The 12998-nt window shown below is 51.9% G+C and carries 13 protein-coding genes; 9 read left to right on the forward strand and 4 right to left on the reverse strand.

Features of this window, described 5'->3' with window-relative positions:
- The first annotated feature begins 28 nt into the window (after positions 1 to 28).
- The 9 genes from MIM_RS04280 (at position 29) to MIM_RS04320 (ending at position 8595) form a co-directional block, all read left to right on the forward strand.
- Positions 29 to 1252, forward strand: coding sequence for a CaiB/BaiF CoA transferase family protein (locus MIM_RS04280; RefSeq protein ID WP_025371530.1), 1224 nt, complete (start codon positions 29 to 31; stop codon positions 1250 to 1252).
- Positions 1249 to 2016: an enoyl-CoA hydratase/isomerase family protein gene (locus MIM_RS04285; RefSeq protein WP_025371531.1), complete on the forward strand. Its 768-nt coding sequence runs from the start codon at positions 1249 to 1251 to the stop codon at positions 2014 to 2016. Before MIM_RS04280 ends, MIM_RS04285 begins: the two co-directional genes overlap by 4 nt.
- Positions 2017 to 2087: 71 nt before the next feature.
- Positions 2088 to 3053, forward strand: coding sequence for a Bug family tripartite tricarboxylate transporter substrate binding protein (locus MIM_RS04290; protein WP_025371532.1), 966 nt, complete (start codon positions 2088 to 2090; stop codon positions 3051 to 3053).
- A 277-nt stretch (positions 3054 to 3330) separates the two neighbouring features.
- Positions 3331 to 4578 carry an MFS transporter gene (locus MIM_RS04295; protein ID WP_025371533.1) on the forward strand — a complete coding sequence of 416 codons (1248 nt, stop codon included), beginning with the start codon at positions 3331 to 3333 and terminating at the stop codon, positions 4576 to 4578.
- 179 nt (positions 4579 to 4757) lie between these two features.
- A complete protein-coding gene (locus MIM_RS04300; protein ID WP_025371534.1) occupies positions 4758 to 5573 on the forward strand; it encodes an NAD-dependent epimerase/dehydratase family protein in 816 nt (271 codons plus the stop codon).
- Positions 5574 to 5626: 53 nt separating this feature from the next.
- Positions 5627 to 6394, forward strand: coding sequence for an amino acid ABC transporter permease (locus tag MIM_RS04305; protein WP_025371535.1), 768 nt, complete (start codon positions 5627 to 5629; stop codon positions 6392 to 6394).
- A 2-nt stretch (positions 6395 to 6396) separates the two neighbouring features.
- Positions 6397 to 7047 carry an amino acid ABC transporter permease gene (locus MIM_RS04310; RefSeq protein WP_025371536.1) on the forward strand — a complete coding sequence of 217 codons (651 nt, stop codon included), beginning with the start codon at positions 6397 to 6399 and terminating at the stop codon, positions 7045 to 7047.
- The gene (locus tag MIM_RS04315; RefSeq protein WP_025371537.1) at positions 7031 to 7759 is read left to right on the forward strand and encodes an amino acid ABC transporter ATP-binding protein; all 729 of its coding nucleotides are present in this window, start codon (positions 7031 to 7033) and stop codon (positions 7757 to 7759) included. Before MIM_RS04310 ends, MIM_RS04315 begins: the two co-directional genes overlap by 17 nt.
- Positions 7760 to 7803: 44 nt before the next feature.
- Positions 7804 to 8595, forward strand: a complete 792-nt coding sequence (locus MIM_RS04320; protein ID WP_025371538.1) for a transporter substrate-binding domain-containing protein — start codon at positions 7804 to 7806, stop codon at positions 8593 to 8595.
- A 57-nt stretch (positions 8596 to 8652) separates the two neighbouring features.
- Here the strand turns inward: MIM_RS04320 and MIM_RS04325 are convergent, their stop codons facing one another.
- From MIM_RS04325 to dctP, 4 genes are read right to left on the reverse strand one after another with little or no spacing between them, the layout of a single operon-like run.
- The gene (locus MIM_RS04325; protein WP_025371539.1) at positions 8653 to 9927 is read right to left on the reverse strand and encodes a hydroxymethylglutaryl-CoA reductase, degradative; all 1275 of its coding nucleotides are present in this window, start codon (positions 9925 to 9927) and stop codon (positions 8653 to 8655) included.
- Positions 9928 to 9957: 30 nt separating this feature from the next.
- Entirely contained in the window at positions 9958 to 11271 is a 1314-nt protein-coding gene (locus tag MIM_RS04330) for a TRAP transporter large permease (RefSeq protein WP_025371540.1), read from the reverse strand.
- The gene (locus tag MIM_RS04335) at positions 11268 to 11777 is read right to left on the reverse strand and encodes a TRAP transporter small permease subunit (protein WP_025371541.1); all 510 of its coding nucleotides are present in this window, start codon (positions 11775 to 11777) and stop codon (positions 11268 to 11270) included. The genes MIM_RS04330 and MIM_RS04335 overlap by 4 nt, the downstream gene beginning before the upstream one ends.
- A 51-nt stretch (positions 11778 to 11828) precedes the next feature.
- Positions 11829 to 12872 (reverse strand): TRAP transporter substrate-binding protein DctP, encoded by a 1044-nt coding sequence (dctP, locus tag MIM_RS04340; RefSeq protein WP_025371542.1) that lies wholly within the window; start codon positions 12870 to 12872, stop codon positions 11829 to 11831.
- Positions 12873 to 12998: the final 126 nt, after the last annotated feature.

The following is a 12998-nucleotide window of genomic DNA, read 5'->3' on the forward strand; positions in this document are numbered from 1 at the left end:
ATAGAATAGCATGCAAAAGGAGACAATCATGACTAGACCATTAGCCGGTTTGCGTGTTCTGGATTTGACGCGCGCGTTGTCCGGACCCTTCAGCACCATGACGCTGGCCGATCTCGGCGCAGATGTTATCAAAGTAGAACCTACGCCAAACGGCGACATGATTCGCCAGTGGGGGCCGTTCGACGAAGACATCAGTGTTTATTATCTAAGCGCGAACAGGAACAAAAAGGGTATTGGTGTTGATTTTCGCAAGCCTGAGGGACTGGCCTTTATCCGCAAACTAGCGCTGCAGTCGGACATTGTGGTGGAAAACTTCAAGGTCGGCACCATGGCAAGCATGGGTTTGTCTTATGAATCGCTCAGTCAGGAGAAGCCGTCTCTGATCATGGCTTCGATCTCGGGCTTTGGTAGTACTGGCCCGGCCAGGAACTGGGCTGGCTTTGATCAGATTGCGCAAGGCTACTCCGGATTTATGAGTCTGACCGGGACTCCCGAATCGGGCCCGACACGGGTGGGCACGGCTATCGGCGATCTGACTGCCGGGATGTGGGCGGTGATCGGCGTGCTGGCGGCGGTGATTGAGATGAAGGCCAGTGGCAAGGGGCAGCATGTGGAAACGTCGTTGCTTGCCAGTCTGCTGAGTCTGCTGTCAGTACAGGGGCAGCGCTATCTGAGCGTGGGCGAAGTGCCGCAACCCTGTGGCAATGTACACCCGGTAATTGCACCTTACGGTACCTTTGAAACCAGTGACGGCCCCATCAATCTGGCCCCTGCAACACAGGAAATGTGGGTGCGGCTATGTGCAGTACTGAAGCTGGACTGGCTTGTAGCCGATCCGCGTTTTGTTCGAAATGCAGACCGCATGACACATCGTCATGCGCTCAAGGAAATTCTCGAAGGTGCTCTCAAACAGCATCCGCGCATGTACTGGACGCCAATGATGATCGAACAGGGTATTCCAGCCGGGCCGATCAATACGCTCGATGATGTTTTTCGGGATGAACAGGTTCTGGCATGTAACCTGGTGCAGACCGTTGAGCACGCCCGCCTGGGTCAGTTGCGGCAGGTGGCCTTGCCCGTGAATATGAGTAATCACGATAGCAATAGCGTGGTGTCGGCCCCACCGGTATTCGGTCAGGATACGCTGCAGGTGGCCATAGATATAGGCATCAGCCGGGACCAGATTGAGCAGTTAATGGCAGACGGCATTCTGTATCAGGCCGATGAGTCCAAGGAAAGGGAGCGTTTATGACTGAAGACGTATACGCGCCAACCCTGCATATTCAGGGCGCGATCGCTACGCTGCAATTGAACAAAGCTGCTTATGCCAACCGTCTGTCGCCCGCTAACCTGAAGACAATTGAACGGCATATTGCAACCGTGAACGAACGGGAAGAGGTTCTTGTGCTGCGTCTGCGTGCATCTGGCAGGTATTTTTGCAGTGGTTACGACATTTCTTCACTCGCGTCCGACGAAGCGCCGAGTTCGCTGTATTTCGGTGAAGTGGTCGATTCGCTGGAAGACTGTCGTGCAATCACCATTGCCGCCATTCAGGGAGGTGTATACGGAGGGGGAACAGATTTATGTCTGGCCTGTGATTTTCGTGTGGGAACAGATCTTGCCAATATGTTTATGCCTGCCGTGAAATTCGGCCTGCATTTTTACCCGGGAGGCATGCGGCGCTATATTTCGCGCTTAGGTCTTAATAATGCGAAGTATTTGTTTTTGACGGGAGAAAAAATTGAGGCGGCCCGGATGCTGGATATGGGATTTCTGACAGAGCTGGTGCCTGAGCAGCACTTGTTGTCGCGCACTGATGAGCTTTCGTCAAGTCTTGCTGCAATGGCGCCACAAGCCTTGTTGGGCATTAAGAAGCATCTGAACCTGATCGTCCGGAACGATATAAGAACAGAAGAAATTACCCAGGCAGTGCTGCTTTCGGAGCGTTCGGAAGATATGAAAGAGGGCGCCGCGGCATGGAAGGCGCAGCGCAAACCCGTGTTTACGGGGCGCTGAACAATAATAAAAAAACACAAAAAAATGAGGAAGTAACAACAAAGAAGGTTAAACCTTATTAGGAGACAGACATGATTGGAAAAAAAAAGATTGGGATTGCGGGATTCTTGCTGGCTGTAACGACAACCGTCCACGCTGCAGGATATCCTGACAAACCGATTTCGCTTGTCATCGGCTTTCCACCAGGTGGCGGAGCTGACAATGTAGCGCGAGTGTATGCCGATTATCTTTCCAAAACCCTGAAGCAGCCGGTCATCGTTGAAAACCGGCCGGGCGCGGGCTCTACTATTGCCGCAACACATGTGGCAAGAGCCAAGCCAGACGGTTACACGATTTTTATGGGTAACTCAAGTGTCATGGGCAGCGACAACGTGCTCTACAAGGTGGCTTACACGCCGGATAGTTTTGTGCCCGTTGGACGGCTTACTACGTCGCCCATGATTCTGATCGCCAGCAAGAAATCGGGAATTAACAGTGTTCAGGATTTACTGGATAAGTCGCAGAAAGAACCGGGTAAGCTCACCTTTGCCTCGTCTGGAAACGGTGTCATTACGCATCTTGCGGGCGTGGAGTTTCTTCGCCTGTCGGGCCGCAAATTGTTACACGTGCCGTTCAAGGGCGGTGCGCCGGCGACACAGTCAGTCGCTGCTGGAGATACTGATATATCATTTGCAACGGCGCCCTCTGCCAGGGCGATGATCGATACAGGGAAAGTGACGGGTTTGGCAATCACTTCAAAGACGCCGTCCAGTGTGATCGATCAATATAAGCCCATTGACCAGTCAGGGCTGAAAGGATACGACATTACCAACTGGTGGGGAATATTTGTTCCTGCGGGAACCCCACAACCTGTGATTGATGCGCTGTTTACGGCTACCGGCAAGGTATTGGCCGATCCGGTGGTCAAAAAGAATCTGACGGCAAACTTTGAAGAGGTCAATCCGTCTGCCAGCCAGCAGGACTTTGTCCAGTTCGCCCGCTCTGAGGGCAAGCTGGGCCTGGATCTGGCTCGGGCCAGCTTACAGACAAAGAACTGAGGAACAGAGCACTCAGGGCCAGGCTGGCGGTCTGTCGCTCCCGCAGACCGCCAGCGGTGACGACGTTTTTCGTCAATCAGTCTACATAAATAATGAATAGATTATTTCGTATTCAGCAGGCCTGTTTTAAATGTTGTATACAATAGATCGCGACCGAATGGCTCGCCTTATCAAGGTATCAACCAGTATACGTGCAGCGGGCCGTTACTGTGATCCAGCTGTTTTGAATCGAAGTTGGCCAGCCCGGCGATAACGATTTTTTTCTCACATGCGGGCTATGAAAAACACAAATACGAATACACAGCCTGACCCAATTGGCAACAAACAGGATAGTCGCGCGGGCTGGATGGTGCTGATCCTGACGCTGACCATACAGTCGCTGGCAACCATGGTGCTGCTGGTGCCGCCGGTAATGGCGCCCGTGCTGTCAGCGCAGCTGGGTGTGCCGGCCGGGTATATCGGCTTTTATATTGCAGTTGCCTATTTGTCCGCCATGTTAAGCAGCCTGAGCGCAGGTGCGATGCTCACCATCGTCGGGCCGATCCGGCTCAGCGCCTTGTGTATCCTGTCGTCCGCCATCGGCCTGACCCTGTTCGTCATGGTGCCGTCTGTCGTAACGCTGGCGCTGGCCGGCATATTCATTGGTCTTGGCTATGGCCCTGTTACCCCGTGTAGTTCACAGATACTGATTAAAAATACACCCATGCACCGCCTGAGTCTGATTTTTTCTATCAAGCAAACCGGCGTGCCGTTAGGCGGCGTGTTGGCCGCTATCATTATGCCCAGCCTGCAGGATATGGTCGGGTGGCGCAGCGCGTTGGGCGTGGTTTGCGTGATGCTGCTTATCTGTGCGGTTGTGTCGCTTTTCACTCCGCGCTCGTGGGAGCCTGATGCAAGCGGCGTCAGAAAGTCATTCAGGGAAGAGTTCCTGGGGGCGCTGAGAACCATTTATCGCATTCCGGTATTGCGGACACTGGCTATCTGTTCTTTTTGCTTTTCCATCTGCCAGCTCACATTAATGACATATGCGATTACCTTCCTGCATGAGGAGGTGGGTATGTCGATGGTTCTGGCCGGGGTGTTCCTTTCCGTATCCCAGGCCGCTGGCGTAATAGGGCGGATTCTATGGGGTTATCTGGCTGATCATTTTTTTTCTACCTGGAGCATGTTAATGGTGCTGGCCGTTGGCATGCTCTTGTCCGCTGTCGGTGTTTTTTATATTGATGCCAATGCAAGCGATTGGTGGGTTATCATTATTTTCGCGGTATTCGGCGCTACTGCAATCGGCTGGAACGGCGTTTATCTGGCAGAAGTAGCCAAACGCGCGCCTGAGGGCAAATCCGGCTCAATCACCGGTGGCACGCTGGCGGTCACCTATTTGGGCGTGGTTTTGGGACCGCCAGCCATCGGACTGGTATCACAGGCGGCAGGTGGATTTGGTTACGGTTTTCTGTCATTGCTATTGCCTACTATTGCGTCGATTATCCTGCTGGGCAGGACCAGGAAACATTTTCAGAGGCGGTGACCCAGGCCCGGGAGGATCGGTAGCTGCAGAGAAGAACGGGGGTGTCTGATCTGTGGCAGCCTTCGTCCAGCTGAAACACATTTGTGCTTACTTCTAGGGTAAACCACAATTCAAAGAGATCAGATAACATACAACAATAAGAGCCATCAACAAAACGCTGTATTTCAGTTGGAATATCCGTGCAAGATTCAAAACCCTTTAAACGCATACTGTTAACCGGTGCTGCCGGCGGACTGGGTACAGTGTTGCGGCAAACCCTGAAGCCTTTTGCAGACACACTAAGGCTGTCTGACATCATTGCTCCTTCCGACAATCCGCAAGCGGGTCCCGGTGAAGAGCTGATTCTTTGTAACCTCGCTCAAAAGGCGTCTGTAGACCAGTTGGTGCAGGGGTGCGATGCCATCATCCATATGGGTGGGGTATCAGTGGAGCGATCCTTCGAAGAAATCCTGGAAGCCAATATCAAGGGTGTGTTTCATATCTATGAGGGCGCACGACGCCATGGCGTTAAACGGGTTGTTTTTGCCAGCTCGAATCATGCCATCGGTTTTTACCGTCAGGATGAGACCATTGACGCCAGCGTGCCGCGCCGGCCCGATGGCTATTACGGTCTGTCCAAGGCTTATGGCGAAGAAATGGCGAGTTTTTATTTCGATCGTTATGGCATTGAAACGGTCAGCATCCGTATCGGATCCTGTTTTCCGGTTCCCAAAGACCGGCGCATGATGCACACCTGGATCAGCGCCCGCGATTTGACCGAGCTCATTCGTTGCGCGCTGGTCACCGAGGCAGTCGGGCACACGATTGTGTATGGCATGTCTGATAACGAAAATGTCTGGTGGGACAACCACCTGGCGAGCAAACTGGATTTCGTGGCACAGGACACATCTGAAATATTCCGCGAGCAGGTAGAGCGTCAGCCCATGCCCGCAGCCGACGATCCCGTAGCCGTTTACCAGGGGGGCACATTCACCGCCCTGGGGCCTTTCGAGTAACACAAATGACTGCAAAACTATATAAAACCGGCCAGTCTGGATGGGAGATATAAGTGCAGTATGATTTTAATTTTGCGGGTCTGCTTCCTTACTGGCATACCTTTCTTGATGGGGCGTGGCTGACGCTCGAATTGACCCTGGCATCTACGGTGTTCGGCCTGGCCATCGGTATTTTTTGTTCTATCGGCAGTCGCAGTCGGTATCGCTGGGTAAACCGTATTTGTGCGATCTACGTTGAGACGATCCGTAATACGCCATTTCTGGTACAGATTTTCATTTTCTATTTTGGCTTGTCCAGCATTGGGTGGCAGATGCCGGCGGCTGTGGCCGCGGTGATCGCCATGGTTATCAATGTCGGCGCCTATTCCTCAGAGATTATCCGTGCCGGCATGGATGCCATTCCCAAAGGGCAGATTGAGGCAGCCGAATGTCTTGGACTGTCCAGGCCACGCATCTACTGGCACGTCATTATGCTGCCGGCTTTCGAGAAAGTGTACCCGTCCATTACGAGTCAGTTCATTCTGATGATGCTGATGTCGTCCATTACCTCACAGATCTCCACCGAAGAGCTTACCGCCGTGGCCAATAATGTGCAGTCGGAAACCTTCCTCTCACTGGAATCCTATATTGTGGTCGCCGCCCTTTATTTGCTGCTGGCCGTGGTGCTGCGGCTGCTCTTCTGGCTGGCCGAGCAGGTGCTGTTCCGGCGCAAGCGGGTAATTGCCCAGGCACAGCGCCGTTCGGCTTCGATGGGCAATGTGGCCGCCCGTCGGCGTAAAGCGGTGGGGCGCAAGCTGCCGGCCGTGACGATCAGGGGGTAAGCATGGACTCATTTTCTTCCGTACAGTTGCTGTATCTGCTCAAGGGTGTGGGCTGGACACTGGTGTTATCGCTTATTTCATTTGCGCTCGGATCGATAGCAGGGTTTGCCGTGATGCTGGCTCGCGTGTCGGTTCACAAGCCGATTCGGGTCATTACATCTGTCTATATTCAGATTATTCAGGGCATTCCCTTGCTGGTCCTGCTCTTTATCGTTTATTTCGGCGTGGGTATTTTCGGTATCAATGTCGCGCCACTGGTTGCATCGGCCGTTGCGCTGATGATCCATGTAAGTGCATTTCTGGGTGAGATCTGGCGCGGCAGCGTGCAGGCCATCGAGAAAACGCAGTGGGAAGCCTCGGAGTGTCTGGGTTTGTCGCGCTGGCAATCGCTGATTCTGGTGATTATTCCTCAGGCATTACGGATGTCATTGCCACCGTCAGTGGGCTATCTGGTACAGGTTATCAAACTGACATCGCTGGCGTCGGTTGTTGGATTCGTGGAGCTGACACGCGCCGGGCAGATTATCAATAACTCGCTGTTCCAGCCATTTCTGGTATTCGTGCTGGTGGGCATCTTTTATTTTGTGCTTTGTTATCCCTTGTCCTTATGGAGCAGAGCCATGGAGAGAAAACTGAATGTCGGCAATCGTTAATGTACGGGATGTGCACAAGAAGTTCGGAGAAAATGAGGTCCTGCGGGGCGTGTCGTTTGAAATAGAACGCGGTCAGGTGGTGGCCATCATCGGCCAGAGTGGATCGGGAAAAAGCACGGCTTTGCGCTGCATGGATCACCTGGAGACCATCAATAGTGGTTCGATTTCGGTCTGCGGTCATGAGCTCGGTACCGGCACGGTCAATTTACGGGAATTGCGCAAGGATGTAGGCATTGTGTTCCAGAGCTACAACCTGTTTCCGCACCTGACGGTTCAGCAAAATATCATGCTTGCGTTAAAGCATGTGCGCAAGCTATCGCGTGACGAGTGCAGCCGCAAGGCGCAGTATGTACTGGAAAAAGTGGGCCTGGCAGAAAAGGCGGACAGCTATCCGGAACAGCTATCGGGCGGCCAGCAGCAGCGGGTGGCGATTGCCCGATCCCTGGCCATGGAACCCAAAGTCATGCTCTTTGATGAAGTCACCTCTGCGCTGGACCCGCAATTGACCGGTGAAGTGCTCCGCGTGATTGAAGACCTGGCCAAAGGCGGGATGACCATGGTACTGGTCACGCACGAAATGTCTTTTGCACGCAGAGTGGCCGATAAGATTATTTATATGTATCAGGGCCTGGTATGGGAAACCGGCGGACCGGAGATCCTGACCAATCCACAAACGCGCGAACTGCAGGATTTTATTGGCACCGGCTTATAGCCGTTTGTCGCAGCTCACTCAATTTATAAAAGGTAGGATGACAAATGAAATTGATTCAGACAGTGAAAATGATCGGCCTTGGTTTAAGCCTGATGGGGGTTTGCACGGCCAGCCATGCTGATGCACTGGATACCATCAAGAAAAATGGCACGATCCGCGTAGCGGTGGCCATGGGCGTACCCATGTTCAGCTATGCCAATGCCAATATGGAACCTGAGGGTTCAGATGTAGACACCGCCAAATTATTGGCTAAAGATCTTGGTGTCAAGCTGGATCTGGTGCAAATTACCAATGCGGCGCGAGTGCCCAGTATTCAGACCGGTAAGGCAGATCTGACGGTATCGAGTCTGTCGATTACGCCGGAGCGAGCCAAAGTGGTTGACTTCACGATACCGTATGCCTCACTGCAGACCATTGTTGCAGCGCCCAAGGATGTGCAAATTAAGGATTACGCCGATCTTAAGGGCCTGCGCCTGGGAGTTACACGGGCGACAGTGAATGATGCCGATGTGACCAAAAATGCCAAAGACGCCAATATCCGCCGTTTCGAAGATGACGCGACACTGGTGACTGCGGGCGTATCCGGGCAGGTTCAGGCGGTGTCTTCTCAATGGCCGATCGTTGCGGAAATAAACAAGAAACAGACCAGCAATCCCTTTGAGACAAAATTTGTGCAGCATGAGTTCATGCTGGGCATCGCTTTGCCCAAGAACAATCCAGAGCTAAAGGCCTGGCTGGACAAGTGGATTCTTGAGAACCTGAAGAATGGCAAACTGAACGAAATTTATAAAAAATATCACGGCAATGAATTATCAACGAAGGTGGTCAATCAGTAGCTGAGAAGCCCATCGGCGTTGTCCTGGCGCCATGGTGAAGCGCGCCGGGACAACGATCTATTGATCTGGCTTCAGGTCTTGCAGTATTTTTTGCGCGACGTCGATTCGTATGGTGCCCTGAGCGATCAGGGCATTGGCCACCTGATCGATCTGCTGTCCGACAGCTCCCGCCATCATGGCGACATTTTGAGCATGTAGCGCCATATGCCCCTTTTGGATGCCCGTCGTTGCCAGCGCTTTTAGCGCAGCAAAATTTTGTGCCAATCCGGTGGCTGCAATAATCCGGGCCAGTTGATTGGCACTCTTAACGCCAAGTATTTGCAGATTGGTTTTCGCCGTCGGGTGCAGTTTAGTGGCTCCGCCGATCAGGCCTACAGCCATGGGAATTTCTATGCTGCCGACCAGATCGCCATTTTTGTTGACTTCCCAGTGAGTCAGGCTGCCGTAGTGGCCATCACGTGCGGCATAAGCGTGCGCTCCTGCCTCTACGGCGCGTGTGTCATTGCCGGTTGCCAGCACGACTGCCGATACACCATTCATTATGCCCTTATTATGTGTCGCAGCGCGGTAAGGATCAGATTTTGCGAAATGATAGGCGCTCATAATGCCATCGCGAATCGCTTCTCCACCGATAGCATCACACGTCCATGTCGCACGCGCACGGGCCAGCCGTTTATCAGCCAGATTTGAAAGAATTCGCAGATACACTTTGCCACCCGTCCACTGTTCAATCAATGGTGCCAGTTTCTCCGCCATGGTATTGACCGCATTGGCTCCCATGGCATCACGCGTGTCGACGATCAGGTGTGTAATGACCATCGGTCCGCTGTTTGAGTCAATCACTCGTACTTCGATATCCTGCAGACCACCACCCAATGAAAGCAGAATAGGGTCGCAATCATCACATAGTTTTTTTATCTGTGCTTTATGTTCCAGTATGGTCACTCTGCAGAACTGTGGGCTTGTGATGTTCACCAACTGAATCTGGGCAATCATCTGCGAGCCCGACATGGATGTGATGAAGCCGCCGTTCTCATAACACTGTCTGGCTGCATTACAAACCGCAGCCACCACCGACGATTCTTCTGTAGCCATTGGCACCAGGACATCGGTACCATCAATCTTCATATTCGTGGCAACGCCAACCGGGATATTCATTGTGGTAATGACATTTTCAATGAGATGATCAGCGATGTCAGCGGGTAAATTGCCCGTGTTAAGCATGGATTCGAGTGCGCCGGGATCCAGATTGCATCGTTCTTTCAGAATATCCAGGCGACCTTGTATTCCCAGTTTGTGGAAGCCGGCAATTCGAGAGCTGAGTTCAGACATGGTGTTTCGTTCCGTTTGAAAAATGAAAAATCAACGTTTGTCCATCAAGGATGGGAGCCAGGTAACAAGATCAGGGAAGACCGCACAAAATATCAGGGCGCACATTTGCAGCAGCATGAAGGGTAGAACGCCCTTGTATACCGTTTCCATACCCAAATGCGCAGGTAACGGTCCCTTTATGTAGAACAGGGTGTAACCAAAAGGAGGGCTGATATAACCTGTTTGTATAGTGATGGCATACAGGACGCCGAACCAGATTTCGTCAAATCCAAGCAGCTTGACGATAGGCAAAAAGACAGGCACCGTGAGCAGGATGATGCCGATTTCGTCCAGGACAGTTCCCAGAAATATCAGAATGAGCATCATCGCCGCGAGTATGACGTAAGGATGCACCTGCATGTCGCGAATCAGGTTCAGGAGTGTGTCGGCTCCGCCCAGGCCTGTAAAAACCGAAACATAGGCTTTTGCACCAATGGTAATCCACAGAATCATTGTGGTGGCTTTCGCTGTTTCGAATGTTGCATGACGAATGCCGGAAAAGTCGAGTTTGCGCTTGAGTAAGCCGATAATGAATGCACCTGCTACGCCAACGGCAGCTGCTTCAGTGGGTGTGGCGATACCAAAAAATATTGAGCCCAATATTAATATGACAAGGATAACCGGGAAAATAATGCCCTTTATGCTGCGCAGCTTGGCGGCAAAGGGAACACGCTTACGCTGGGACTGGGGAATGCGATCAGGGTGCGCATACGCAATGTAAAGAATATATAGAATATAAATAAAAGCGAGGATCAGACCAGGTACGATGCCAGCAATGAGCATCTTCCCAATCGATACCTGGGCAGTGACAGCATAGACAATGGTCAGAATTGACGGCGGAATGAGAATGCCAAGGGTGCCGGATGCACATATCGTGCCGGTTACCAGCTTTGGGTCATATCCACGCTTGAGCATTTCGGGCATGGCCAGAAGCCCCATTGCAGTGACCGCTGCGCCGACGACACCTGTCATTGCGGCCATGAGCACGCAGATTAGAACCGTACCAATGGCCAGGCCACCCCGTAAGCGCCCGAACCAGATCTCCATAACGCCGTATAGCTCTTCAATCACGCCGGTGCGCTGTAAAATCGCTGCCATGAAAATATATAAGGGGATGCCCAATAGCGCTTCGGAGTGCATGGTATCGAAAATCTGCAATACCATGATTACCACTGCATTCGGATCCCAAAGGGTTACCGTAATAAGGAGTGACAAACCACCAAGCACGAAGGCAATAGGCAAGCCGGTCAGCATGAATAAGGTTAGGCCGGCAAACATAATGACCAAAATAATATTTGCGCTCATGGCTGTTCATCCTTTGCGCTGTACAGAACGGCCAGCATCTCTGCAAAACTCTGAAGCCCCAGCAATAAGACCGATATGGGTATGGCAAACTTGACGGGCCATACGGGTGGGTTCCAGGCAGAAAACGATGTTTCCTTATAATTCCATGCTTCAATCGCGGGTGCGAATGAATAGGAAAACATGATGATGCTGAAAACAATAATGATCAGAAAACTGAATAGATCAAGCAGTCGCTGATTTTTCACAGACAGTTTGTTTTGCAGCAGATCCAGACTCACATGGCCTCGCATATGCAGTAAATAGGCTCCGCCAAGCAGGAAGTAGGGGCCGAACAACAGCGTTGCCAGTTCCATTCCCCATGTGGTAGGGGAATGAAATACATATCTGCTGACCACTTCGTATAACATCGAAAATACGATCACGAAAATAAGCAATGATGCGATATTAAAAAAGAACTTATTGATGCGGGTAACACCCACAATATAGACGGACACGAAAGCAGGCATGGGAAAATCCAGGAAACAATGTTGTGGGTAGCGTCTATGGCAGTTAAATGTTTAAGACAGTAGTCCGAGGTCTTTCATAAATGCGATTTGGCTGTCCATCATTTTTTTTGCCAGAGGATTGTTCCTGGTTGCCGATTCCCACGCCTTGACCGCCTGCGTCCGGCCTTGTGCCAGTTCATCCGCACTCAGCGCAATCACTTCTACGCCCTTGCTCTGAAAGGCTTTCAGTGCAACGGTGTCGGCCACCAGAATATGCTGCCGCAAGGCACCGGAAACCTCCCGTGCTGCGGTGGCCAGGGCCGCCTTATGCGACGCAGACAGTTTCTCGTATGCGCCGCGATTGGCGACGTAACTTGTTGCTGTGGTGGGCTGATGCGGGCCTGGCATGACAATGTATTTGGCTACTTCTGCAAGGCCCGCTTCAAGATTGGCTGTCAGATCGCCACGGTCGGCAAAATCAATCACTCCTTTATCCAACGCAGAATAGACTTCGTTTGTTGCAAGCGTTGTGACAGATACTCCTAGCGCGCCCATGACAGTAGAGGCGAGTCCGACGAATCGCCCCTTTTTATTTTTCAGATCGGCGAGCGATTTGATCGGAACACGTGAATGTATCGGTTCCGGCCCGTAGACCGTGGGCGCGACATAATATAATCCAGCGGGCTGATAGGCTTGGCGAGCCATGTCCAGTCCACCTTTTTCGTAGAACCAGGCTTCGTACTGGTCCGGTTCGGGGAATCCGAAAGGAACTGTGCTGGTAAACGCCAGGGCGGGGATTTTTCCTGCTTCGTAGCCGTCGAATGTCTTCATCATCTGAAAGGCGCCGCCGCGCACGGCGTCAAACGCCTGGTTTGCAGGAACCAGCTGACCCGCCGAGTAAAGTTGAATCTGGAATGTGTTGTCAGTCAGCTCTGCAACACGCTTGACAAATATTTCTTCAAATTTTTGTGGTGTGGTGCCACCGTCCCACAACGATTGCATCTTCCACTTCACGATTTCCTGAGCACGTGCGACAGCAGGCATAGCCAGGGCGCCGATACTTGCGGCAGTTCCCGTGGCCATTTTTTTTAATAGATGGCGGCGTACGATTTTCATTTATGTCTCCTTGATTTTTTGAGATATATAGGTACAGTATTGGGTACGGTTCAAATATATATTTGTCTGTTCTTCTGTTCGCTATGATGCTAAGTTATGGAAAATTAAACAAGGTACGGTTGACTT

Source organism: Advenella mimigardefordensis DPN7, from assembly GCF_000521505.1.
Taxonomy (GTDB): domain Bacteria; phylum Pseudomonadota; class Gammaproteobacteria; order Burkholderiales; family Burkholderiaceae_B; genus Advenella; species Advenella mimigardefordensis.